Origin of the sequence: Fictibacillus enclensis (assembly GCF_001457035.1) — a bacterium.
In the GTDB taxonomy this organism is placed as follows: Bacteria; Bacillota; Bacilli; order Bacillales; family Fictibacillaceae; genus Fictibacillus_C; species Fictibacillus_C enclensis.
Genome location: NZ_KQ758624.1, coordinates 1 through 24,281, shown reverse-complemented (window position 1 = coordinate 24,281; position 24,281 = coordinate 1). Strand labels below are relative to the sequence as shown.

Below are 24,281 nucleotides of genomic sequence, written 5' to 3'. Positions count from 1 at the left end.
CTATTCTTCATTCACCTGAGATGCCAGCTTTTCATAAAGCGTTAAGAAGGTTTCTATCTCTTCATCACTGAACGTTTTTAAATAAGGAGACACCACTTCAAACACTTTTTCTTCTCCACACTGAAAAACATCAGACCCTTCCTCTGTCAATTTTAGATAAACGATTCTCCGGTCCTTTTCATCTCTGAGCCGGTGAATGTATCCTTTTTCCGCCAGCCTCGTGACAATGGCGGTAATGGCACTTTTTTGCACACAAAAGGCTTCTGCCAGCTCTGTAGTAGTACAAGAACCAAACCGTTTGATATAGCTCAGTGTCATTTGCTGCTCAACGGTCAATACATCCTGAAGCTGTTCCTTGATCATCGAGCCAAACCGCTTGTTCACTGTGAAAGAAGCCGCTTCATACCGACCGAAAATGCTTTTCCATTTTCCAACATCCATTCTATTCACCTCTGTTTTCTATTAGACCATAACTAGTTCAAGAGTTGAACTGTTCAAGACAAGAACAAGATGACAATTTGGTGACAGGAGTAACGCTGTTGCTCTTGGGAGTTGATTTCCGTTTCAGATGCTCGCTTTCCGCAGGGCGTGCGGTGAGCCCGTCGGCGCAAGCGCCTTCCTTGGTCTCACCTGTCCCGCTTTCCCTGCTGGAGTCTCGCACCTTACACTTCAATCAACAAATCAATGAAGATTCTTTAACAGCAATGTTCTCACAGCAACAATGACCTTTAGTAAGCAGAAAAAAACCGCCCTTGTAAAAAGGACGGTCCTTATTGCTTCTTATGCAATCTGTTGTGCTTCTTTAAATTCTTTTTCGACTTCAGCCGATGGCTTTGCTGTCAGAAGGCTGACGGCGATAATGACAATTCCACAGACAATGAACCCGGGAATAATTTCATATACAGCTTCAAGCGCTTTGACTTGTTCCCAAATAATCACGGTAAGTGTACCGGAAATCATTCCGAAGAACGCTCCCCATTTCGTCATGCGTTTCCAGTACAGGCTAAGAAGAACAACGGGTCCGAAGGCCGCTCCAAAACCGGCCCACGCATAACCCACAAGATTGAGAATCGTTTTGTTCGGATGAAACGCCAGAAGAAGCGCGATCAGAGATATACCCAGAACCGCCAATCGGCCAACCAGGACCAGCTCTTTGTCCGAAGCGGATCTTCTGAAAAAAGCTTTATAAAAATCCTCGGTTACCGCGCTGGATGTCACGAGCAGCTGAGAAGAAATCGTACTCATGACCGCGGCCAAAATGGCTGCCAGCAGAAACCCGGTGATTAATGGATGAAATAATACATCGGACAATACGATGAACACCGTTTCCGGCTTCTCAAGCTTTCCGCCGTTTGCGTGGAAATATGCTATTCCCACAAGCCCGGTAAACATGGCGCCTACAATGGAAAAGATCATCCAGCCCATGCCGATTCTTCGGGCACTTTTCATTTGTTTTACAGAGTTAATGGCCATAAACCGGACGATAATATGCGGTTGCCCGAAATATCCGAGCCCCCAGGCTAATAGAGAAATAATGCCAATAATGCTTGTTCCTTTGAAGGCATCAAGCAATTCAGGATTAATGGAGTGAATCTCAGAAAAGGTAGTCCCTGTTCCGCCAAGGTTGAAAATAGTGACGACCGGCACTAGGATCAACGCAACAAACATAATGGTGCCTTGCACAAAATCAGTCCAGCTGACCGCGAGAAAGCCACCGAACAACGTATACAACACCACCACACTGCCAGTCAGCCAGATGCCAACTGAATAATCGAGATCGAACGCTGATTTAAAAAGTTCGCCCCCTGCTACCATACCGGATGACGCATAAAATGTAAAAAAGATTAAAATAACAATTGCCGATGTTATGCGCAAAATCCGTGAAGTATCCTTAAACCGGTTTTCAAAATAATCCGGAATGGTAATGGAATTGTTCGCAATTTCTGTATAGGTACGCAGCCGCGGAGCAACAAACAGCCAGTTCAAATAAGCTCCTAATGTTAATCCGACCACAATCCAGCCTGCGCTTAATCCCGAAACATACATCGCCCCGGGAAGACCCATCAACAGCCAGCCACTCATATCCGATGCTCCGGCACTGAGTGCTGTAACTGCCGGCCCCAGATCCCTGCCGCCCAGCATATAATCCGATAAATTGGCCGTCCGGCGATAGGCAAAATAACCGATCAAAAGCATCCCCACCATATAAATGGCGATGGAGATCATTACTCCGTATTCCATTGTCTCTCCCCCTTTTTCTGTCCGCCTTCATCTGATAACGCTTTCACACACAGGCGGATTTCCCCTGTCCTTCAGCAGCCGCCACCAACTGGCTCTGAAACACAGCTCTTTTTTAAATTATCACAGGCCTTTCGTTTAAACAATGCTTGAAATTCACCAAAAAACATGCTCAATGCTTGTCCGAAAAAACAAAGTACAAACCGGCCAATAACAATACCAATCCAATCATCTTTTTATATGTAAAATGAATCGCTTCATTGCCAAACCAGCCGTTGTGGTCAATGATTACACTCATCATGAGCTGGCCGATAATAACAGCGGTAATGGCGCTCGTCACTCCAATTTTCGGTACGGCAAGAATGACGATAAACACATAGATGGCTCCCAGTATGCCACCGATCAGGTTCCATTTCGGCACCTGCCAGACAGTGCTCAAGCTTCCGTTTCCCCAGATCAGCATAATCACCAAAAGCATGACCGTTCCTGTAAAAAAGGAAACAAATGCCCCTTCAATGGAGCCGATCCTTTTTCCGAGCGTTCCATTTACAGCGGCCTGCATGCCTTGTCCCATGCCGGCAAGCAAAACAATCACGAGCATTATGATTTTCCCCATGGATGTTCTCTCCTCACTTTTATCATGCTGCCTAATCTTTTCCCCACATAAAAAACACCACACATAACGTGGTGTTTATCGATTAATCAGGCTTGAAAATATAATCAACCAGCTCTTGAAAGACGTTGACATTGTCCGTCAACAGGAACGCCGGAAGAAGCAAAATGGCAAACAGCACAAGAAGATTAGATCCGATCCCTCGAATAACAATCTTTTTTAGCATATTCATTTATTCTCACTTCCTTTTGGCTTATTATAACGCTTGCTGCCTAAATAGTCAAAATTTTTCGGTAAATACAATTTGATCTTTCAACCATTGTATTTTTGTTTCCCTGCTTTTAGAAGCAAAATCAAAGGGGGGGTAATTATACTTACCCTTTTGCGGTGAGAAACGAAACATTCCCAGGACAAAACCTGCGCCCAAACTACATCTCCTCCTAGTCACCTGAAATCTGTTAAAATACCTGCATATAAGGAAATACTGAGTATAGAAAAGATCGCTCAAGCAGGTTTCATCCTCTTTCCTTGTGGAAAAAGACCAATAATATAAACTTTCTATAGAAAGGAAAACGCCATTGAAAAAAGGATTGGAAGTCTTACTTCGACTTGGGATTACTCTTCAAGTGTTAAAAACAGCCATCGCAGCCGCGCTTTCCTGGACCGTATCTTCCCATCTCTCTCAAAATGACTACCCCTTTTTCGCCCCGCTGGCCGCTGTTCTGACCATGCAGGTCACCATCGCCGGCTCTCTTCAAAAAGGGTTTTACAGGGTGTGCGGCGTCATAGGTGGCGTGATTATCAGCATGCTGATCGGGTATTTTCTTCAAGTAAATGCTGGCTCCATCATGCTTGTTGTCTTGATAGGCATGGCCGTAACGACCGCCTTTAAGATGCCTGCCGGTGTAACGTCACAGGTGTGCGTCAGCTCGATCCTGGTTCTCGCTTTTGGACAGGGTTATGCGTTCAGCCGAATCATTGAAACGTTCATTGGTTCCGCGATCGCCGTTCTGACCAATGCGCTGCTTGTTCCTCCGAATGCCATTCCGGCAGCAGAAGAGCTTCTTCTTAAACTATCCAATCAGGCTTCCAGGACATTAAAGGATCTGGTCGTGCTGTGGGACAGGGATCCGGCTCACCGCCGGGATATTCAGCAGGAAGTCAAGGAACTCACAGAACGGAACGAGAAAGGAATCGAAGCCGTCATTCTCGCGCGTGAAAATCTTCGTTTCACCCCGTTTTTCACGAAACGAAGAATCCGGCTCACCCATCTCGAAACGGGCATGAAACATCTTAATCACATTACCCTGCAAATCCGGGGCATTGCGCGCGGCATCCGGGACTTATCATCGATTATTGATACAAGCACCGACTCTGAGGAGATTAAGGAACTAAACCGGGCAATTGAACAAACAGCGATTTGTGTTACTCATTATGGAGAAACGGTCATTAATCCATCGGCTGATAATTTGTTGATTCTGATCTCAAGCTTAAAAGAGGCACAAGAAACTCAATCCCGTTGCCTGGTGATTCTGAAACGGTATGAATCACTGACCATTTTGCGGGATGTGGGGGCGATCCTCACTGACTTGAACCGCATCTTGAAAGAGACAGGCGGCCAGACCGTCATCAGCACCGGCCGGGTTTTCTAACAAAAAAAAAGCAGGAAGGCTATTCCCAAGCCTTCCTGCTTTTTTTATTTTTTCATATTCTCATAGTGGCTGATGATCGCCTTGGACAGCTCAGAGGCTGCTGGTATTTCTGTAAACTGCTCGATTGCCTGCTCCAGTCCTTTGGAAGCAATCGTCTCCTGAACGGTTACTGCCTCGGGATCTTCTTTGTAGTCATACAGCAGAGCGGCTGCAATGACTTTGGTTAAAGAAGCTGGAATGTCTCCGGTCAATTCATGATACTGCTTCGCAGGGCTGACGAGGCGGTCTTTCGGTCCAAGTTTACGGATCGGAGAGCGGCCCACACGGGTCACCTCATCCGAAATATACGGGTTCGTGAACCGGTTTACAATCTTGGCAGCATACGCTTCATGCGCTGCACGCTCAAAGCCGTATTTGCTGATGAGCATGTCTCCGGTTTCCTTCACTGCACCCTCAATCACTTCTTTGATTGCCGGGTTGTTCATGGCTCCATCAATCGTTGGCACACCCGCATGATAACCGAGATAGGCAGCTGCCGCATGCCCGGTATTTACGGTGAACAATTTACGTTCAATATACGGCTTCAGGTCATTTACATACGTAATGCCTTCCACATCCGGTTTGGTTCCCACAATTTTGGTTTGATCCACAGCCCATTCATAGAAAGGCTCCACCTTGACCATTAGTTTGTCTTCGTTGGATTGGTTTGGCACGATGCGGTCGACCGCTGCATCCGGAAATCCAAACCGGGATTCAAACTGTTTTTTTTCATCTTCATTCAATTTTTCAAACACCTTTTCCTTTAGAAGGGTGCTTCCGCCGATCATGTTTTCACAGGCGATGATGTTCAGCGGTGCGTCACTTGCCGCTGCCCGCTTTCGCAATCCTTCTGCGATGGTTCCGGCGATAAAAGGCAGAATGTTTGGCCCGACAGCAGCTGTTACCAGATCAGCCTTTGCGACCATATCCACTGCTTTTTCAGCATCAGTACTGCTGTTTATCGCACTAACGTTTTTGATGATTTGCTCTTGCTGGCTTTGATCTGCAAGAACAACGGTATATTGCTTTCTTTCATTTAAAAGTGAGACAAGTTCGTCATTTACGTCCACGAACACTGTTTCATAGCCTGACTGGTACAATAAATTGCCAATAAATCCTCTGCCGATGTTGCCTGCTCCGAAATGTACTGCCAGCATGTTACTCAACATCCTCAAAGAATGACATGATTTCTTCCTTGGAAGAAGCATTCACAATACCCATGACGTTTTCTTCCGCGGAACAGACAATCGCAATTTTGGAAAGAAGCTCAAGGTGCTCATCGCCTTTTCCGGCAATACCAATCAAGAGCTTAACATCGCTCCCTGGTGCAAATTCCACACCGCCAGGCACTTGGATGATTACAATTCCTGATTCCTTTACTGATTTTTTGGCATCCTCTGTTCCATGAGGAATGGCTACATAGTTCCCCATGTACGTAGAAGTTAATTCCTCTCGCTCAAGCATTTTCTCAATATAGTCCGGTTCAACATAGCCGTTTTCCACAAGCAATTTTCCGGTCAGGCGGATGGCCTCTTCCTTGTTGTTCACTTCTGCTTTCAGTACTATGTTTTGATCGTTTAGAATCGTTGACATGTTAACCTCTCCTTATTTCCTGTAGTTTTTCGTCATAAAACTGATGAAGCTTTTCTGTAAGATAAGACAATATGTGTTGTTCTTCCTTTGTTTCAAACCGCGTGATGCTCTCCTGATCTTCAATAATAAGAGAGCTGATAGTACTCAGTACCTCCAACCCCTGACTGGTAAACGCCTCTGGAGCAAGCAGCAGTAAAATGCGGTTAATTTCAATGGCCGATTGATCCATGGCCGTAACCGTCACTTCAGATTGCAGCTCAAAAATCGTGAAGGAGGGTTTTGCGATGTGCGGGCTTCGCGCATGAAAAAGTGCCAGTGACGTATTCGGGATCCCCAATCCGCCTAACCTTTCACGCTCGATCAATGCATCAAGGACACCTTCGCTATCCTGTAAAACCTCTAGAGCCTTTAATGTTTCGCATGCCTCTCTCAACACGTCTTCCACATCTTGCCCGCTTCCCGAAAGAAAGAGTTGAAACCCGCGAAGTACATCGGTAACAGCATCCGTATAATGCTTGATGTTTTCCATTTCGGCCAGTACCTGCAGGGGATCCCGATCCTGTTTTACAGTTTCTGATGGAACACGTTCTGTTGTTTGCTGCCTGCTCTTTGTTTCGGCAACCCATTGTCTGACCTTCTTTAGCTCTTCCTGATCGGGAATTGGGCTGACGACAATATGCGGCAGATGATAATCCGGCAGGTTAACTGTTGAGATGACAAGATCATATGAAGTGGTATCCATATGGTTCAATTCAAAGAGCGAGGCGTTTTTCAGTTCGCTGATCTCCGGAATTTCCCGCTTGAGCACGGTAGCCAGCATTTTGGATGTTCCAATCCCGGTGGAACAAATGACGAGTGCCTTCAGATCATTGGACTCGCGGCCGTTCATCAGTGCCGATCCAAAGTGCATGACCAGATAGGCGATTTCCTCATCCGGAACGTCCAGATCTGGAAAGATAACGGATACCGCTTCCCTCACTAAGTCAAAGAGATCTTTATAATCGGTCTTAATCTTCGGCAGAAGCGGGTTGGATATGCCCATTTGTTGCTTAATGCGGTAGAGGGCAGGTTTTAAGTGGGTAACCAGCCCCTGAAAAAGCGATGTGTTCTGCAGCAGGTCGGTACCCGTTTTGTCAGCGATAAAGGTAATCAGGCTCTTGGCTTTTACCGCCGTTTGAAAACTGGACTCCTCCAGCAGGTATTCTTTGTCCCGCCGGAGCTTGGCCCCCTGAAGATGCATCGTAATGTAGCCGATTTCCGCTTCAGGGATGTCCGTGTTGAATACCCTCTTCAGCTTGTTGATGATCTTCTCTGCTGCTTTATACTCTGGCTCAAGCTTCAGTCGTTCCAGAAACGCATCATCCATGTTGATGTTTTCACCCTGAAGAATCCGCTCAATCGCCAGAGATAAATGAACGACAAGTCCGATATAGGCGCTGTCGGCAATTGGATAGGGAAGCTCTTCGTTCACTTCCTCGATGGCGTGCTCTACCATAATGAGCCGGTTCTTTTCCACCAGGCCAAGCAGCCGTTCAGAAATCGAATCGGCCGTTTGCAGGGAACGCTTCTGGATATTTTCCTTAACAAGTGACAAAAAGTCAGTTTCGTTAAGGTTCTGCGCGATGATTTGGCTCATCGCTCTCCGTTTGGCGCTCTCATCTCCGGTGATTTCCACCCCATAGCCTCGTTTTCTCACAAGGGTCAGGTGAAACTCATTCAGCCGCCCTTCGAGTTTCGTCAGGTCATTGCTGATGGTGGCAATGGTGACGTTGAGGTCGTGGGCCAGGGAAACAAGCTTCACCGGTTCCTTCGCTTCGAGCAGTGTGCAAACGATAATCATCTGCCGTTCATCCGGCGTGTATTCGTTATACGACAGTTGAAAGAGCGCCATCCTCAGCTCTTCCATGTTTTCCTCGGATCCGACAATCTGGATGCCGACCCCTGACTTTTTAACGAGCTCTAAATTATAGCTTTTCAGCGTATTTTCCAATTCTTTTAAATCGCGGTGAATGGTGCGGGTACTGACATCAATGGCATCCGCAAGATCTTTGACTGTCATCTCTTCCTTTTTGGATAACAAGATCTCGAATATCAGCCGTTCTCTTGCCGATATATACATGTTCCTCACTCCCATAAGCAGGTGCAGGTTTGGTGAATCTTTTGTTAGATTGATGACAACTTTTAAATTGTATACCCTATATTTATAATAAATCTTTAAAAACCCTTGAAACAACAAAATGAAAAAGCATTTTCGTCATTCGGGTTGTTGCCAACATTTAAATACGAAGCGAAGGGAAGCCGGACACAGTGTCCGGCTTCCCTTCGCTTATTTTTTGGCTGATTCCAATTTGCTCATCAGCTCATCATATTTGGGTGAGTTCAAGAAGTTTTCCACTGAGATGTGTTTCGCACCCGGAAGCTTAGTCTTAGCACGATCGGTCAAATCTTTATGCGTGATGACCACATCGGCATCGTCAGGCAGGTTGGAAATGGATGTGTTGGACACGGCAACATCGAGTCCGGCTTTCTTCACCTTGTTTTTCAGGATAGAGGCACCCATCGCACTTGAGCCCATTCCTGCATCACATGCGAAAATAATCTTGGAAACATCAGTGTACTCATTATCTTCTGCTTGCTCTGCTGCGGGCTCTGACACAGCTTCAGCCGGAGCAGCACCCTGTCCCTCTTTCAGCTCATTCATCAGCTCGTCATATTTCGGGCTGTTCAGGAAATTCTCCACTGAAATGTGCTCTGCACCCGGAAGCTTCGCCTTCGCACGGTCTGTCAAATCCTTGTGTGTGATGACGATATCCGCATCGGACGGAAGGTTGTTGATGGACGTATTGGATACCGCGATATCCAGTCCTGCTTTTTGAACTTTATTTTTCAGAATGGAAGCACCCATCGCACTTGAGCCCATTCCTGCATCACATGCAAAAATAATTTTGTTCACATCACTGCGTGTTTTCGCAGCTACTGGCTCTTCTTTTTTCGCTTCAGGTTTGTTGATTAGAGAAGAAGCACGGCTTTCTTTACCTTTTAGTGCAGATGTTTTCTCTGCTGCTTTTGTCAATTCGTCATCATCGTCATCTGTTTTCTTGGAAGTTTTCAATATAACAGACGAGATCAAGAAGGATACTGCGGTTGCTACAAGCACCCCTGCGAGTACGCCAAGATAATGTCCTCTTGGTGTCATGGCAATCAGTGCGAAAATGCTTCCTGGTGATGGAGCAGCCACAAGACCTGCATCAAAGAGCAAGAATGTGAATACACCGGATGCACCACCGGCAATAACGGATAAAAGGAGCATTGGCTTCATTAAAATGTACGGGAAGTAAATCTCATGAATTCCGCCCAGGAAGTGAATGATTGCTGCTCCCGGTGCAGATTGTTTCGCCATTCCTCTTCCAAAAAGAATGTATGCCAGAAGCACACCAAACCCAGGTCCAGGATTGGACTCCAGCAAGAAGAGAATAGATTTTCCGGCTTTGGCCGCCTGTTCAATACCGAGCGGGCTCAAAATACCGTGGTTGATCGCGTTGTTCAGGAACAATACCTTTGCTGGTTCAATAAAGATACTGGCCAGTGGCAATAGGTGAGCGTCAACGATCGCCTGCACGCCTGCTGCCAAGGTTTTGTTCAATGTTAATACGACCGGCCCGATGCCTTTATAGGCAACGAGGGTAAGAATACCGGCAATGATACCGGCAGAAAAGTTATTGACAAGCATTTCAAAACCGGATCGGACTTTTCCATCGATCATCTTGTCGAATTTCTTGATCGCCCATCCGCCAAGAGGACCCATAATCATGGCACCTAAAAGCATTGGAATGTCAGCACCAACGATAACCCCCATGGTTGCCGTTGCACCAACTACACCACCGCGCAAATCGTAGACGATGCGTCCGCCGGAAAACCCAATCAGTAGCGGAAGCAAGTAAGTGATCATCGGTGAGACCAGCTTCGCCAAGTCTTCATTCGGAATCCATCCGGTTGGAATAAATAATGCGGTGATAATACCCCAGGCGATGAATGCCCCGATGTTTGGCATGATCATACCGCTCAAATGGCTGCCAAAGCGCTGAATTTTCACTTTAGCGCCTGACTTTTTCTCTTCAGGATTAGCCATATCTATCAAAACTCCCTTCATGTATCGCTTTTAAATTAATTAGTAAATAGGACTTATGTATTAATTGTAAAGCGGTTACAGTCTTTCTACAACGGAAAGAAAACGGGGTTTTGTCACGATACTTGTTGTCATTTCTTTAATTCCCCTGATCTGTGGCAACAATACTAAACATTAAAACCCTTTAGAACAAAGAACGGATGAGTTCTGTATAGTACCGTCTTAGTTCTTCTTTCAAACTTGACGGCTCAATGGCAGAAAGACTTCTGCCGAATCCAGCAAGATAGGAAACAATAAAATCAATCTCTGCAGGTTCATAGGTTCCGGTAAGATAAAGCTCTTCCTCCCTTTCCGTGATTTTCATGGAAGGGAAATTCTCCTGCTTAAATTTCTCCGCACCTTCGGAGGTGATTCGGCAGCTGAAGGATATGGCTTGATCGGTCGGCTTCCATAGGCGATGAGCATTGTGAATGGTTATCTCTTTTAAATCGAATCCATGTTCAACATTTGCATCTTTTAGAGAGATGACACGGTCACACCGAAACACCCGGTATGCGGTTTTCTCCACATCATACGCCTGGCAATACCAATACCCTTTCCTCGCATAAAGTGCAATGGGCTGGATGGAACGGCTTGTTGGTCCCTTTGCCCCAGCATATTCGATTCGAATGACCTTTTGTTCTATCGCTGCCATCAGGATCTCTTCCAAGTAATGCCCTTCGTGCGTCTGATTCCCATGAAAAAACGAGAGTCGGTTCTGCATGTTGTCAATTTGTTCCCTCTGTTTTGGAGAGACACTTTCCAAGAATTTTTCAGAGATCGATTGAAAAGTGACCCGAAACGGAGAGCGGGCAAGACTTTTGATCGACTGCATCGCAAAATAAAGCGCAAAAACTTCATGGCTGGTGAATGTAATCGGAGGCAAATTCATCGTTCGCACCAAGCGATAGCCTCCATAACGTCCATATTCCGCATAAAGCGGAACACCCATCTCCTCCAGCGCTTCAATGTCACGGAGCGCCGTCCTCTTTGAAATATCGAATTCGTTTATCAAGTCATTTAACGTGAATCGCTGTTTTTTGTTGATATAACGCAGCATCTGATTGATCCGTTCTGCTTTTTTCATTTTCCTCACCTTATAGGTGCCACGATCTGTCACCTTATTTTTATACACTTAAAGTGTAAAAGACAAAATCCAAGGAGGCAACCCCATGAAACTGGAAGTGATCCCTTTTTTATCATTGAACGGCAGAGGTGCAGAGGCCATCACGTTTTACGAATCGTATTTAGGAGCCGAAGTATTATTCAAAAAAACATACAAAGAGATGACAGAGATGGACCCTCGTTTTACGTATAAAGAAGGCGAGGAAAACTACATTACTCATTCTGTATTGCAAATCGGATCCAATAAAATCATGATAGCGGAAGAGGAAATGGATCCCGCCCACCCCTGGCAGCTCGGCAACAGCTTTTCCCTATGTATCCAGTCCAAAGATTACCCCGTCATAGAGGCAATTTATGAAAAACTCACTCAGCACGAAAAAGTCCAGGTCCTGACACCTTTTGAAAAAAACTCATTCAGCCCTGGCTATGCACGTGTCAGAGATCCATTCGGGATTGTGATTCAGCTGACTGTCACACGGCATAATTTTTAATTAAAGGATTAAATCAGCCTGAAGAAATATATTGGATGAATCTTCCCCTCCGAATCAACTTTCGTATTTTTGCAGGATATCCAACCCTTACTATTAAATTAAATATGTATTGAGAATTCGAAAAGAGGAGTGAGCGGGTGGATCAATCAGTATTGATGGCAGCATCTGATGCATTTGGACTCAATTGCAAATGGCTTACACACATAGGCGGCAACGTAAATGATGTCTATAATTACCCAGCAGAAAACAGTAATCCTTCCCGGATATTACGCCTGACGCATAAACGATGGCGTAATGAAGATGAAACCGCCGCAGAATTGCATTTCATGAACTATTTGTATGATAATGGCGTTTCTGTACCTAAGATTTTGACTTCGCAAGCAGGAAGATGGGTTGAACCAGCAACCAATGGATATCATGCTTGCATGTTCGTTAAAGCTCCTGGCCATACCCCTGTCGGTGAAGATTGGAACTCGAATATGGTTGTCAATTGGGGGCGATTGATAGGACAAATGCATATACTCACCCAATCTTATACCCCATTAGAAAATCTAAACCGCCGTGATTGGAAGCAAGAGTCCTGGATGGATTTAAGGCAACTGCCTCAGAAAGAAAAAATAGTCTGCCACAGAGCAACTGAGCTGTTAACCTGGTTAAATACGCTTCCCATGTGTTCAAAGAATTACGGCCTTGTACACTGTGACCTCCATGCCCGCAACTTTTTTGTTACAGATGAAGGTGCTCTCACAGCCTTTGATTTTGACGATTCATGCTACCATTGGTTCGCTTATGACATTGCCGTTATCCTGTATTCGGTCATGAGTAAATTTAACCAACAGGAAGGAAAGCGAGAGTCCCTAGATGATTATATGTCTCTTTTTCTTTCCTCGTTTTTAAAAGGCTACCAAGAGATACACCATTTCGATGATTGGTGGCTAGAAGCAATGCCCCGCTTCCTAAAATATCGCAGGTTGGTGGTTTACAACTATCTTCATCAACGGTATGACTGGAAAACGGCAGACAAAGAAAAGAAGGTGAAATGGTTAAGCCTTAAAGCAGAAATTGAAGCAGATGAATCCATACTAACTATTTAAAAAGACCCAATCCCTCTTGAAGGAATTGGGTCTTGCTTGAATTATTTCCTATTCAACCGTTACACTTTTCGCAAGGTTACGCGGCTTATCCACGTCACAATCACGGTGAAGCGCAGCGTAGTAGGCAATCAATTGAAGCGGTACAACAGATACGAGCGGAGTAAGGTATTCATGTACTTCTGGAAGTACGATACGGTCTCCTTCGTCCTTTGTTGCTTCTGTACTGATCACGCAAGTGTTGGCTCCGCGTGCCGCTACTTCCTTCACGTTACCGCGGATGCTTAGATCCACGTGCTGCTGAGTGGAAAGCGCGATAACCGGTGTGCCATCTTCAATCAATGCGATCGTACCATGCTTAAGTTCTCCTCCGGCAAATCCTTCAGCCTGGATGTAAGAGATCTCTTTCAGCTTCAGAGAGCCTTCCAGGCAGACAAAGTAGTCAACCGCACGGCCGATAAAGAAGGCATTGCGTGTTTCGGAAAGGTATTCCTGAGCGACACGCTCCATGGTTTCTTTTTGGTCGGTTAATGATTCAATCGCATTTGCCACGATCGCAAGCTCCTGAAGCGGGTTGAAATCAAGTTCAATTCCCTGCGCACGAGCCGCATCAACGGCAAGGATCGCCAGAACAGCGATTTGCGCCGTATACGCCTTGGTTGAAGCTACGGCAATCTCAGGCCCTGCATAAAGGTTAAGCGTATAGTTCGCTTCCCTTGAAAGGGTGGATCCTGGAACGTTTGTAATGGTCAGTGCCTTGTGTCCAAGCTTCTTGATCGCTACAAGCACTGCACGGCTGTCAGCTGTTTCTCCGGATTGGGAGATGAAGATGAACAGCGGCTTCTCGGAAAGAAGCGGCATGTTGTAAACAAATTCACTCGCAATGTGTACTTCAACCGGTACCTTTGCAATATTTTCGATCAATTGCTTACCAACAAGACCGGCGTTATAGCTGGTACCGCAAGCTACGATGTAAATGCGGTCGGTTTCTTTCATGGCCAGGCGGATATCATCGTCAAGCTTCAGGTTTCCGTCTTCGTTCTGGTAGTGCTTGATGATGTTACGCATAACGAACGGCTGCTCGTCAATTTCCTTGAGCATATAGTGAGGGTAAGTACCCTTTTCAATATCGCTTGCATCAAGCTCGGCAGTGTAAGGCTCACGAGAGACTTCCTGGCCGTCGAGCGTTTTAATGGTATATGAATCACGCGTCACGATGACGATTTCTTCGTCCATAAGCTCCACGTATTTGTCAGTTTGGGAAATCATCGCCATAGCATCACTTGCTACAACGTTAAAGCCTTCCCCAACACCAACCAAAAGCGGGCTTTTATTTTTTCCAACATAGATGGTGTCTGGATCTTGGTTATCAACCAATGCAATGGCGTAAGAACCTTTGATGACAGAAAGAGCATGGCGGAAAGCTTCTTCAACGCTTTCGCCTTCGTTCACGAATTTCTCGATGAGCTGCACGACAACTTCTGTATCTGTATCACTTACGAATGTTACATCCTGTAAGTATTCTCGTTTTACTTTTCCGTAGTTCTCGATTACACCGTTATGAACCAGTGTGAAACGTTCAGCAGAACTTTGGTGTGGATGAGAGTTCACTTTGCTTGGCGCTCCGTGGGTTGCCCAGCGGGTATGTCCGATCCCCATTGTTGATTCAACGCCTGAGTCAACGATGTCGCGCAACACAGCAATTCTTCCTTTTTCCTTGAAAACCTGCACGCCGTCCTGATCAACTACTGCAATTCCTGCAGAGTCATAACCGCGATACTCCAGCTTTTCAAGTCCTCGAAGCAAGATTTCCTTCGCATCCTTATTACCTACATAACCTACAATTCCGCACATTTAATTTATCCTCCCTTAGGTCAGGAACAGCTCTTTATCTGATGCTGAACCCGCCGGACAGGGGGACTGTGAGCGGGGCTCACAGCCCCACCTATGTTTATTTTTTATGGTAATTAGCCACTGCTTTTATTTTTGTACAGGAAGTCGCCTTGCCTGTTTTAGATAAAAGCTAACGAAAGTGACTGATTCCGAGAGGCATCCGCCGAATGATCGATGAACCTCTTCCTCGTCAACTATTTTCTTTTCGTCCGAAAATAGTTCAGGCGCTTTTTATTTAACTTACCACTCTGTACTCCTTCCCGTTTCTGAGTCAAGATAAACTTTATGATAGCCTGTTTTTTACCAAGCGTCAATTGGTGGCCAGGTAGCTTAATAAATATTTAATAAAATATGCATAAGCGAATCGCTAGGTGATACGCTTATGCATACTTTTCGTGTCTATTTAGTCAAATGAGGGTGCCTTTTGTTAAACAAGCTCCGCCTTCACCACTTCAACAATCTCTTCAGCGTAGGTTTGGCACTGCTCTTTTGTCGGAGCTTCAACCATAACGCGGACGAGCGGTTCTGTTCCGGACGGACGGACAAGAACGCGGCCGTTTCCATTCATCTCGTCTTCCACCTTGTCGATGGCAGCCTTCACTGTATCATTGCCCTGCAGCTTTGTTTTATCTGCGACTTTCACATTGATCAAAAGCTGAGGGAATTTTTTCATTTCATTGGCAAGCTCGGATAATGGACGCTTGGTTTGCTTTACGATGCTTGCCAATTGAATAGCAGAGAGCATTCCGTCACCTGTTGTTGTATGGTCAAGGAAAATGATATGTCCGGACTGTTCACCCCCGAGGTTATAGCCGTTCTTTCTCATTTCTTCCATGACATATCGGTCACCAACCGCTGTTTGGACCGATTTTACCTCTTTTTCTTCGAGTCCTTTATAGAAGCCAAGGTTGCTCATGACCGTAGAAACGATCGTGTCATTTTTAAGTCCGCCTTGTTCTTTCAGGTATGTGGCACAAATAAACATGATCTGGTCGCCGTCTACAATCTCACCGTTCTCATCAATCGCAATCAGACGATCGCCGTCCCCATCAAAGGCAAGACCCATGTCTGCTCCTTTTTCCTTCACCAGTTCGGCCAGTTTTTCGGGATGGGTCGAGCCCACTCCGTCATTAATGTTCAGGCCGTTCGGGTTGGTTCCCATGGTCGAAATATCAGCTTCCAGGTCCGCGAATAGATGCGGCGCAAGAGAAGAGGTCGCTCCGTGGGCGCAGTCAAGCGCAATATGAAGGCCGGAGAAATCTCCCTCAACCGTCTGTTTAAGATACTGAAGGTACTTCTGACCGCCTTCAAAGTAATCGCCAACAGATCCGATATCTCCGCCTGACGGACGCGGAAGTTGATCCTGCTCCTGATCGAGCAGTACCTCAATTTCAGCCTCCTGTTCATCAAGAAGCTTGAAACCGTCTGACCCGAAAAATTTGATTCCGTTGTCTTCTACCGGATTGTGAGAAGCGGAGATCATGACCCCTGCCTGAGCGCCAAGCGCCTTTGTCAAATAGGCGACGCATGGTGTAGAGACAACACCCAACCGCAATACTTCAGCTCCGGTGGATAATAGGCCCGCAACCAATGCTCCTTCAAGCATATGTCCGGAAATTCGTGTATCCCGTCCAATCAGAACTTTTGGCTTTTGAGTTTCCTTTGTTAATACATATCCCCCAAAGCGGCCCAGTTTAAATGCTAGTTCCGGGGTAAGTTCTGTATTGGCAACGCCTCTTACCCCGTCTGTTCCAAAGTATTTTCCCATGATTTAATTCTCTCCTTCAGTCTGTGATTCGGTAGGATTCGATTTTTCCTCTGATTTTGATTTTGCTACGGCTGGGTTCTCTTTTTTTCCATCGTCTTTATTGGTGGTGCTGTTCTCGTCAGGCTGTGCAGGCGTGTCGTTGTTCTGCTCGTTTGTACTATTATTTGTCTCGGAAGCAGGTTTTTCAATGGAAATAGTCGCTTCAGAAACCTCTGTATCCATCTTCAGGTTCTTGGAATTTGAGGCATGGATGGTTACTGTGTGTTCCCCTGGTTCCAGGTTGCTCACATCGACATAGGCCGTAATGTCAGAAGCATCCAATCCATCGATGGTCTTCTTGCTTCCTGAGATGGTCACATCCATTTTCCCGTCAGAAGGCGATACGAAGGAAGCCGGCTGCTCACTGTCTTCTCCGCGGATTTCAATGGGAACGTTTTTTAACGTCTTTGTTCCCGTATCTTTCTCCACGTCAACGTTCACCTTCACTTGCTTTGGGTTGACCGATTCTGCTCCGTCCGGAAGAGGTACATCCACATCAACCATTGAATCTTTCTTTATTTTTGATAAATCTACATCAACATCGCTGATTTCATTAATTTTATCCAGAGCGGAAGATGGCCCTGACAGTGTAACCTCTTTTGGATCAAATGTGATCCCTGCAAGGGTCAAGCCTTCCGGGAGATCTCCTTTTTTATTGATGCTCAGCGGAACGGTCTTTTCCGGCTTGGAGATCGGCACCGTCACATTGACTGACTTCGGATCAATCAGCACATCCACAAGGTTCCCCTGGCTGTCATACGCTCTTAAAGGTACTCTTGTTTCCACATTGTCTTTTGCATTTGAAACATCGACCGACGCCCGTACGCTTTCAATGCTGCTGATGTAATCATCCGGCCCGGTCACGTAAACAGATTTCGGTGAGAAGTCGACCTTGCCGGTTTCATATCCTTCCGGCAGCTTTGCTTTGTTTTTAAGATCAAGACTTATCGGAATCTGCCTGGTTCGTTTTTGATGAAGCGTTACCTTCACTTGTTTTGGGGAAGGCACAGCATCGAGTTCATCCGGTACATTTTTCAATTTGACCGGAACGGTATGAGTACCTGGTCCTAACTTGGTCAGATCTATATAAACTTGTATTTTCCGGTCGACCTTCAAAGCCTTGGTCACCAGGTTGGACTCACCCGTAAGTTTGACATCCACGGATCGAGGCATGTCAGTAAGTACATATTTATTTTCATCGAAGTATGGGACAATTTCTACTCCGTTCACGGTTTGAGTGTTTTTGGACACCGATGTAAAAAGAGCATTCCTGCTGGTCTGCTGCTGGTCTTCCATCGATATCACGGTGTAAAGCATGAGAGCCAGAAGAAAAGCGATGATCTTTACGAACCAATTGCTTCTAAGGAGTTTGTCCATTTTTCTTCCCCCTCCAATTCCAGCGTGATGAGGAAGCCGAGCGGCCCGAACCCATGAGTTCGGCAGTTAATAAATTTTTTAAAGATTCCTCATCCAGGTTACGGTGAATTTCCCCGTTCTTGGTAATGGAAACTCCACCCGTTTCCTCTGAAACAACCACTGTTATCGCATCGGTCACTTCGCTGACTCCAATGGCTGCCCTGTGTCTTGTACCAAGTTCCTTGGACACAAATGGACTTTCCGTAAGCGGTAAATAGCAGCCTGCTGCTATAATTTCATTTGGCCGCAAGATAACGGCTCCATCATGCAATGGAGTATTGGGTACAAAAATATTGGTTAAGAGCTCTGAAGTGAGTTTGGAATGGATGGGAATTCCCGTTTCCACATAATCCGTCAGCCCCGTTTCCCGTTCGAACGACATGATCGCTCCGATACGGCGTTTGGCCATATAGCCGGTAGCCTTCACGATGGCAGCAATGGATTTTTCCATTTCCTCTTCCTCAGCCCCGCCCGCTCTTGAAAACAGTTTACCGCGCCCAAGCTGTTCCAGTGCGCGCCTCAGTTCAGGTTGAAAAATAATAATAATCGCGAGCAGTCCATATGTAATGGCCTTATCCATCAGCCAGCTCATGGTCCTCAGTTCAAAGAAGCTGCTGGCAAGCCAAACGGCTACGATTATAACAATTCCTTTTAACAGCTGTACCGCTTTTGTTCCGCGGATCAGCATGATCAATTTATAAAAAACATAGGTAACCAGTAAAATATCAACAATCTGGCTAATATAGTTACCTAAGCTAAAACTTCCAACAGGTAACATGACATCACTCCACTTCGGGAACTACCCTTTCTGTTAATGTAGTGCAACAATGGTCATAATATACAACATCCCTTATTATAGCATATCCAGACCTTTCCTTTAAAAATTCAACGCTATTTGAATCTGTTTAATTGGCGTAATAAAGGAAAAAGCCAGCCTTCGCTTCAGGCGGCTTATCAACTACTCTATAATCATTCGATGTGCAATCCTATTTTTGTTCCTGTCCGGTAAAGAACGTTTTTAGTTTATACCAAACCCATTCTACTGCCTCATGAATTTCCTGGCTGTCCCCGGTGATTTGTCCGGCAGAAGCCATATATTTTTCTCCCTTTATAACCACCACATTGCCCTCGACCTTGCCTTCGACCTTAATGTCGCCATTTTCAACGACCAAATCTCCTTTGACCGTTTCCCCTTTTGGCACGGTTACTGTATGGGCAGCAGAATTCACCTTTATATTACTGGCTGCTGAATGCACCGCAAAATCATTCTCCGTATTCCAGCCTGCCATCACGGAGCCAAACATTAAGATTAAGAAAACAGCCGCGGCGGTTAAGACGGGATAACGCCTGATCCATTGTGCCGGCATACTCCGCTTTTTCACTTCCGGCAGCTTTTTCATCACATTTTCTGTAAAATGTGCAGGCGCCACCACAGGGGATGCTTCTTTCATTTCATAAATAATTTCCTTTAATGCATGATAATGCTCTTTGCAGCTCTCACAGCTTTCCATATGACGCTCCAGCTCTGTCTGTTCCTCTGCTGTAATTTCCCCATCAAGGGCTTTATCAATGAGATCCATATATTCTTCTGATTCACATGACATTATGTTCACCTCGATTTCGCAACCTTTTTGTATGCCTTTTTCAACGCTTCTCTTCCCCGATGGATTCTGGTTTTCACGGTAGGAACCGGCAGGTCCATCACAGAACTGATCTCCTCGAGAGACATGTCCTCAATGTACTTCAGCAATATGGCTGTTCTGTATTTTTCAGGAAGCTTCATGATTTCCTGCTGCAGATGGTCATGTTTTTCTTTTTCTTCCACTTCTTCTTCCGGAAGCGGATCCGCATCTGCTACCTGGCTGTACAATGTGGCACCTTCCGTCCCCGGAATTTCTGCATCCATGGAGTAATCCGGCTTTTTTTTCCTCAGCCGGTCAATGCATAAATTTGTGGCGATCCGGTACAGCCAAGTTGAAAACTTATAGCTTCCGCTGTATTTATCTATGTTCACAAAAGCCCGTACAAAGGCCTCCTGTGCCAGATCTTCTGCTTCATGCCTGTCGCCGACCATTCTATAGCACAGCCGGTAGATCTTATCCTTATAGATCTCCACCAGGCCTTCAAAAGCCTCCCAGTTACCCGATTTAACCTGAGTAACCAGGCTGTTTATTAATGATTCCATTTCAATTGTCCACCACCAGTTATGGTTCGTATTTTTCTACGTATCGAATACAAAAAAGTTTCAAGTTCTTAAAAAAATAAAGCAGTTTTAATTTTAGCATGAAACGGTAAGACTATCGAAAATATTTTTATACATTTTTTACAAATAAAGTTTCACAATGGATAATTGCGGGAATACTGGAAATTAAGATAATCTATAAGGAGCGTGTATCTATGGACCGCAATATCCTACTTAGAGAAATTGAAGTATCTCGAAAAAAAATGAATGAAATGTCTAAATTTATGCCATTAATCGCTGATGAAATCGTTGAAATGAGCCAACATATAGATGCCCTCTTAAATGAATTCCAAAAAGCGAACGTAAAAAACAGCTACTCTTAAAATGAACTGCACCCCTTTTGTTAGACACATCTAACAATAGGAGGTGCAGTTTTTTCATGACCAAGTATTCTTTGGAGACAAAATTAGCTGCTGTTCATGCTTATCTTCAGGGGGGAGATTCCTTTAAAGAGACCGCTCATAAACACAGTGTGACTTCATCAATGTTAAAAGAATGGGTGGCCAAGTTTCGAAAACACGGAGAAATGGCTTTTAAAGAATCATACACAAATCATTCTATTGAGTTTAAAATGGACGTACTTCACTATATAAACGAAACGGGAGTATCTATCTCAGAAGCTGCCGCCCATTTCAACGTGGCTTCTCCCAGCACCGTTTGGAATTGGTGTCAACTTTTTGAAACGCAAGGGATTGAGGCTCTTTGATCAAAGATAAAGGGGCGTTCATCCATGAAAAAAGATTCAAAAAGAAAGCAGCCATCAGAAGGATCCGTCGAAGCTCTACGAGCTGAAAATGAGAGATTACGCATGGAGAATGCATACTTAAAAAAGTTACAAGCCTTAATTCAAGAAGAGGAAAAATCACAGAACAAGTCAAAGCGGAAGTGATTGATGAGTTAAGGCATGAATATAAAGTCATTGACCTCGTTGAGGTCGCAGGCATTCCACGAAGCACGTATTATTACTGGATGAAACAAAAAAATCGTGCAGATAAATATCATGAAGTGAAAGCTGTTATTCAACACATTTTTAATGAGCACCAAGGTCGATATGGCTATCGTCGGATCCGATGGGAATTACAAAATCAAGGCTATTCACTTAATCATAAAACGGTCCGTCGCTTAATGAATAAAATGAAGATCAAGTCTCTGGTGAAGGTGAAGAAATATCGCTCCTATCGTGGAAATGTTGGAAAAATCGCTCCAAATGTTATAGCACGTAAATTCCAAGCAGTGAAACCGAATGAAAAGTGGGTAACCGATGTGACGGAAATTCAATTACATGGTGAAAAGCTATATTTATCGCCAGTTCTTGACCTATATAATGGAGAAATCGTTGCCTATCAGATGGAACACCGTCCGGTTTACTCTTTGGTTTCAAAGATGCTGGATAAGGCATTCAAACAATTGAAAGAGAACGATGCCCCCATCCTTCACTCTGATCAGGGATGGCATTATCAAATGAAACCGTACCAGCATGCATTGAAAGAAAAAAATATAACACAAAGCATGTCCCGTAAGGGCAACTGTCTTGATAACGCCGCCATGGGGAGTTTCTTTGGCTTATTGAAAAGTGAATTGCTTTATCTCAAAGAATTTGAAAGTATGGAACACTTTAAAAAAGAATTGGAACAGTATATCGATTACTACAATAAAAAACGGATAAAAGCAAAATTAAAAGGCATGAGCCCGGTTCAATACCGGACTCATGCCGAAGTAGCTGCTTAAAATTTCGTGTCTAACTTTTTGGGTTCAGATCAAAAATAGAGCAGCTGTTTTTAATTTGTTTATTATAGAAGCTTTTCACCAAAAAGGGAGCCCATCAAGGCGACCGCTACTGTCGCTGTTTTATTTCGTTCATCCAAAATCGGGTTGACCTCCACAAATTCCGCGGAAGTAATGAGCTGTGATTCAGCCAGCATTTCCATCGCCAAATGGCTTTCTCTGTAGCTGATTCCGCCGAGAACCGGTGTACCCACTCCCGGGGCATCCTGGGGATCGAGCCCGTCAAGGTCAAGACTGAGGTGAACTCCATCTGTTTTTGCGGACAAGTACTCAATCGTTTCCTCCATCACCTTCGTCATACCGATCCGGTCAATCTCATGCATCGTATACACCTTGATCCCGCGTTCCTTGATCAACGTCTTTTCTCCCTCATCAAGAGAACGCGCCCCGATGATAACGATATTTTCCGGTTTAACTTTCTGTTCGTATCCCCCAATGCGAGTTAACGATTCATGGCCAATGCCCAAACTTGCAGCAAGAGGCATACCATGAATGTTTCCGCTTGGTGAGGTATCTGCTGTGTTCAAGTCTCCATGGGCATCATACCAGATGACCCCAAGGTTCTCATAGTGGTTGGAGATGCCTGCAAGTGTTCCGATCGCGATACTGTGGTCCCCTCCCAGAACAAGCGGAAAGCGGTTCTCCTGAATAACATTCGAAACGGCCTGAGCCAGGTTCTCACTGGCAGAAGCCACCTCTTCCAGGTTCTTCAGGTTTGTTTCAATGGTTTCCTCGATCGTTCCCGGCCGGGCAATCTCAATATCCCCAAAGTCGAGAACGTTGTATTCAATATCCTTCAGCCGTTCCACAATGCCTGCATATCGAATGGCGCTTGGACCCATATCTACTCCCCGCCGTGTTTGCCCTAAATCCATTGGTACCCCGATAAGTGTAATATCCTTCTTCATTTGTAGGCCTCCCCCTAAGCTGCGTTTCAATATTCTATCAATTAATTTTAGCCTGTCCTTTACAGGTGGTTCAACTGGACAAAAAATTGCATAGATATACCCGGTAGTAAGCGCTTTCTATAGATTGAGTGGATAATTATTAGATAAGATAGACAGTTGGATCCAATCAAGGAATAGGAGTCTGGCATTCGGCAATAAAAAAAGCCTTTGGACAAAAGTCCAAAGGCTTTACGTTTATTATGTATGGTGGAGCCTAGCGGGATCGAACCGCTGACCTCCTGCGTGCAAGGCAGGCGCTCTCCCAGCTGAGCTAAGGCCCCATCTTGTCTTTATTAGAATGTGTATGGTGGGCCTAAATGGACTCGAACCATCGACCTCACGCTTATCAGGCGTGCGCTCTAACCAGCTGAGCTATAGGCCCAAAAATAAAATGGAGCGGGTGATGAGAATCGAACTCACGACCAGAGCTTGGAAGGCTCTTGTTTTACCACTAAACTACACCCGCATATTAACCTTATTGTAATGTTATGTCCATGCTTTCTGTCTTTTATTCAGAAAGTGGTGAGCCATGAAGGACTCGAACCTTCGACCCTCTGATTAAAAGTCAGATGCTCTACCGACTGAGCTAATGGCTCATGTTGTTATGTCCGTCGGTCCCCTGTCTCTTCCCCTAAAAGTTAAAGCAAGGAGAATATACGTCGAGACAACTCGCCGTTCAACCACGAAGCGTAGTTCGTGACTGAGCTAACGGCTCATGTTGCTTACCAAAATCGTTTAAAAAAATAAGTGGTGGAGGGGGACGGATTCGAACCGCCGAACCCGGAGGGAGCGGATTTACAGTCCGCCGCGTTTAGCCACTTCGCTACCCCTCCACATAAAAAAAGGATCCCGGTATTTCTTATTAAAATGGTGCCGGCTAGAGGACTTGAACCCCCAACCTACTGATTACAAGTCAGTTGCTCTACCAATTGAGCTAAACCGGCGTTGTAAACAATGGTGATAAAAATGGTGGAGGATGACGGGTTCGAACCGCCGACCCCCTGCTTGTAAGGCAGGTGCTCTCCCAGCTGAGCTAATCCTCCAAATGGAATATTATTGGTTCTTTTCTTCAAAAGAACTTGGTTCTTTTCATTTTCATGAAAAAACTTGGTGACCCGTACGGGATTCGAACCCGTGTTACCGCCGTGAAAGGGCGGTGTCTTAACCGCTTGACCAACGGGCCG

21 protein-coding genes, 8 tRNA genes and 1 pseudogene are annotated in these 24,281 nt (G+C 45.2%); 5 read left to right on the top strand and 25 right to left on the bottom strand.

The features are described 5' to 3' along the window. The 5 genes from AS030_RS22100 to AS030_RS23880 all read right to left on the bottom strand — a co-directional run bounded on the left by AS030_RS22100 (nucleotide 1) and on the right by AS030_RS23880 (nucleotide 3,278). Nucleotides 1–441, bottom strand: a complete 441-nt coding sequence (locus tag AS030_RS22100; RefSeq protein WP_061975810.1) for a MarR family winged helix-turn-helix transcriptional regulator — start codon at nucleotides 439–441, stop codon at nucleotides 1–3. A gap of 339 nt (nucleotides 442–780) precedes the next feature. Next, nucleotides 781–2,241 (bottom strand): sodium/proline symporter PutP, encoded by a 1,461-nt coding sequence (putP, locus tag AS030_RS22095; RefSeq protein ID WP_061975808.1) that lies wholly within the window; start codon nucleotides 2,239–2,241, stop codon nucleotides 781–783. A 169-nt stretch (nucleotides 2,242–2,410) separates the two neighbouring features. Further along, entirely contained in the window at nucleotides 2,411–2,854 is a 444-nt protein-coding gene (locus tag AS030_RS22090; protein WP_061975806.1) for a DMT family transporter, read from the bottom strand. 82 nt (nucleotides 2,855–2,936) lie between these two features. Beyond that, nucleotides 2,937–3,083, bottom strand: a complete 147-nt coding sequence (locus tag AS030_RS23885; protein ID WP_156412606.1) for a hypothetical protein — start codon at nucleotides 3,081–3,083, stop codon at nucleotides 2,937–2,939. A gap of 48 nt (nucleotides 3,084–3,131) precedes the next feature. Beyond that, nucleotides 3,132–3,278 carry a hypothetical protein gene (locus AS030_RS23880; protein WP_156412605.1) on the bottom strand — a complete coding sequence of 49 codons (147 nt, stop codon included), beginning with the start codon at nucleotides 3,276–3,278 and terminating at the stop codon, nucleotides 3,132–3,134. Nucleotides 3,279–3,429: 151 nt separating this feature from the next. Here AS030_RS23880 and AS030_RS22085 point away from each other — a divergent pair, with 151 nt between their 5' ends. Further along, nucleotides 3,430–4,503, top strand: coding sequence for an FUSC family protein (locus tag AS030_RS22085; RefSeq protein WP_061975805.1), 1,074 nt, complete (start codon nucleotides 3,430–3,432; stop codon nucleotides 4,501–4,503). Between the two features lie 44 nt (nucleotides 4,504–4,547). On the opposite strand, the gene AS030_RS22080 is transcribed toward AS030_RS22085, so the two are convergent. From AS030_RS22080 to AS030_RS22060, 5 genes are all read right to left on the bottom strand, one after another. Next, entirely contained in the window at nucleotides 4,548–5,699 is a 1,152-nt protein-coding gene (locus tag AS030_RS22080; RefSeq protein WP_061975803.1) for a mannitol-1-phosphate 5-dehydrogenase, read from the bottom strand. 1 nt (nucleotide 5,700) lies between these two features. Further along, nucleotides 5,701–6,135 (bottom strand): PTS mannitol transporter subunit IIA, encoded by a 435-nt coding sequence (locus AS030_RS22075; protein ID WP_061975801.1) that lies wholly within the window; start codon nucleotides 6,133–6,135, stop codon nucleotides 5,701–5,703. Between the two features lies 1 nt (nucleotide 6,136). Continuing rightward, nucleotides 6,137–8,254 carry a BglG family transcription antiterminator gene (locus AS030_RS22070; RefSeq protein WP_061975799.1) on the bottom strand — a complete coding sequence of 706 codons (2,118 nt, stop codon included), beginning with the start codon at nucleotides 8,252–8,254 and terminating at the stop codon, nucleotides 6,137–6,139. Nucleotides 8,255–8,461: 207 nt separating this feature from the next. After that, nucleotides 8,462–10,264 (bottom strand): PTS mannitol transporter subunit IIBC, encoded by a 1,803-nt coding sequence (locus tag AS030_RS22065; RefSeq protein ID WP_061975797.1) that lies wholly within the window; start codon nucleotides 10,262–10,264, stop codon nucleotides 8,462–8,464. 181 nt (nucleotides 10,265–10,445) lie between these two features. Continuing rightward, nucleotides 10,446–11,387 (bottom strand): helix-turn-helix transcriptional regulator, encoded by a 942-nt coding sequence (locus AS030_RS22060; RefSeq protein WP_061975794.1) that lies wholly within the window; start codon nucleotides 11,385–11,387, stop codon nucleotides 10,446–10,448. An 85-nt stretch (nucleotides 11,388–11,472) separates the two neighbouring features. Between AS030_RS22060 and AS030_RS22055 the strand changes: the two genes are divergently transcribed. Beyond that, nucleotides 11,473–11,916, top strand: a complete 444-nt coding sequence (locus tag AS030_RS22055; RefSeq protein WP_061975792.1) for a VOC family protein — start codon at nucleotides 11,473–11,475, stop codon at nucleotides 11,914–11,916. Between the two features lie 137 nt (nucleotides 11,917–12,053). Next, a complete protein-coding gene (locus AS030_RS22050) occupies nucleotides 12,054–13,010 on the top strand; it encodes a phosphotransferase enzyme family protein (RefSeq protein ID WP_061975790.1) in 957 nt (318 codons plus the stop codon). 48 nt (nucleotides 13,011–13,058) lie between these two features. On the opposite strand, the gene glmS is transcribed toward AS030_RS22050, so the two are convergent. The 6 genes from glmS to sigW all read right to left on the bottom strand — a co-directional run bounded on the left by glmS (nucleotide 13,059) and on the right by sigW (nucleotide 20,308). Continuing rightward, the gene (glmS, locus tag AS030_RS22045) at nucleotides 13,059–14,861 is read right to left on the bottom strand and encodes a glutamine--fructose-6-phosphate transaminase (isomerizing) (protein ID WP_061975788.1); all 1,803 of its coding nucleotides are present in this window, start codon (nucleotides 14,859–14,861) and stop codon (nucleotides 13,059–13,061) included. A gap of 466 nt (nucleotides 14,862–15,327) precedes the next feature. Next, on the bottom strand, nucleotides 15,328–16,668 hold the full coding sequence (glmM, locus tag AS030_RS22040; protein ID WP_061975786.1) for a phosphoglucosamine mutase: 1,341 nt from the start codon (nucleotides 16,666–16,668) through the stop codon (nucleotides 15,328–15,330). Between the two features lie 3 nt (nucleotides 16,669–16,671). Beyond that, nucleotides 16,672–18,084 (bottom strand): CdaR family protein, encoded by a 1,413-nt coding sequence (locus tag AS030_RS22035; protein WP_061975783.1) that lies wholly within the window; start codon nucleotides 18,082–18,084, stop codon nucleotides 16,672–16,674. Further along, nucleotides 18,068–18,901: a diadenylate cyclase CdaA gene (gene cdaA / locus AS030_RS22030; RefSeq protein ID WP_061975781.1), complete on the bottom strand. Its 834-nt coding sequence runs from the start codon at nucleotides 18,899–18,901 to the stop codon at nucleotides 18,068–18,070. Before cdaA ends, AS030_RS22035 begins: the two co-directional genes overlap by 17 nt. A 208-nt stretch (nucleotides 18,902–19,109) precedes the next feature. Beyond that, nucleotides 19,110–19,727: an anti-sigma factor family protein gene (locus AS030_RS22025; protein WP_061975779.1), complete on the bottom strand. Its 618-nt coding sequence runs from the start codon at nucleotides 19,725–19,727 to the stop codon at nucleotides 19,110–19,112. Nucleotides 19,728–19,732: 5 nt separating this feature from the next. Further along, entirely contained in the window at nucleotides 19,733–20,308 is a 576-nt protein-coding gene (gene sigW, locus AS030_RS22020) for an RNA polymerase sigma factor SigW (RefSeq protein ID WP_061975777.1), read from the bottom strand. 212 nt (nucleotides 20,309–20,520) lie between these two features. On the opposite strand from sigW, the gene AS030_RS23295 reads away from it, so the two are divergent. Together AS030_RS23295 and AS030_RS23290 are read left to right on the top strand one after the other, a co-directional pair. After that, the gene (locus tag AS030_RS23295) at nucleotides 20,521–20,688 is read left to right on the top strand and encodes an aspartyl-phosphate phosphatase Spo0E family protein (RefSeq protein ID WP_082635932.1); all 168 of its coding nucleotides are present in this window, start codon (nucleotides 20,521–20,523) and stop codon (nucleotides 20,686–20,688) included. Between the two features lie 56 nt (nucleotides 20,689–20,744). Next, a pseudogene (locus AS030_RS23290) lies at nucleotides 20,745–22,093 on the top strand (IS3 family transposase). 62 nt (nucleotides 22,094–22,155) lie between these two features. Here AS030_RS23290 and rocF read toward each other — a convergent pair. The 9 genes from rocF to AS030_RS21965 all read right to left on the bottom strand — a co-directional run bounded on the left by rocF (nucleotide 22,156) and on the right by AS030_RS21965 (nucleotide 24,280). Continuing rightward, nucleotides 22,156–23,058, bottom strand: a complete 903-nt coding sequence (gene rocF, locus AS030_RS22005) for an arginase (RefSeq protein WP_061975774.1) — start codon at nucleotides 23,056–23,058, stop codon at nucleotides 22,156–22,158. Nucleotides 23,059–23,302: 244 nt separating this feature from the next. Beyond that, nucleotides 23,303–23,378: transfer RNA gene (locus tag AS030_RS22000), tRNA-Ala, on the bottom strand. A 24-nt stretch (nucleotides 23,379–23,402) separates the two neighbouring features. Then, a tRNA-Ile gene (locus AS030_RS21995) sits at nucleotides 23,403–23,479 on the bottom strand. Between the two features lie 10 nt (nucleotides 23,480–23,489). Further along, nucleotides 23,490–23,563, bottom strand: a tRNA-Gly gene (locus AS030_RS21990). A gap of 54 nt (nucleotides 23,564–23,617) precedes the next feature. Then, a tRNA-Lys gene (locus AS030_RS21985) sits at nucleotides 23,618–23,693 on the bottom strand. 152 nt (nucleotides 23,694–23,845) lie between these two features. Further along, nucleotides 23,846–23,930: transfer RNA gene (locus tag AS030_RS21980), tRNA-Tyr, on the bottom strand. A gap of 35 nt (nucleotides 23,931–23,965) precedes the next feature. Continuing rightward, a tRNA-Thr gene (locus tag AS030_RS21975) sits at nucleotides 23,966–24,041 on the bottom strand. A gap of 23 nt (nucleotides 24,042–24,064) precedes the next feature. Further along, nucleotides 24,065–24,140: transfer RNA gene (locus AS030_RS21970), tRNA-Val, on the bottom strand. Between the two features lie 65 nt (nucleotides 24,141–24,205). Then, nucleotides 24,206–24,280 (bottom strand) — tRNA-Glu (locus tag AS030_RS21965). Nucleotide 24,281 lies beyond the last annotated feature (1 nt).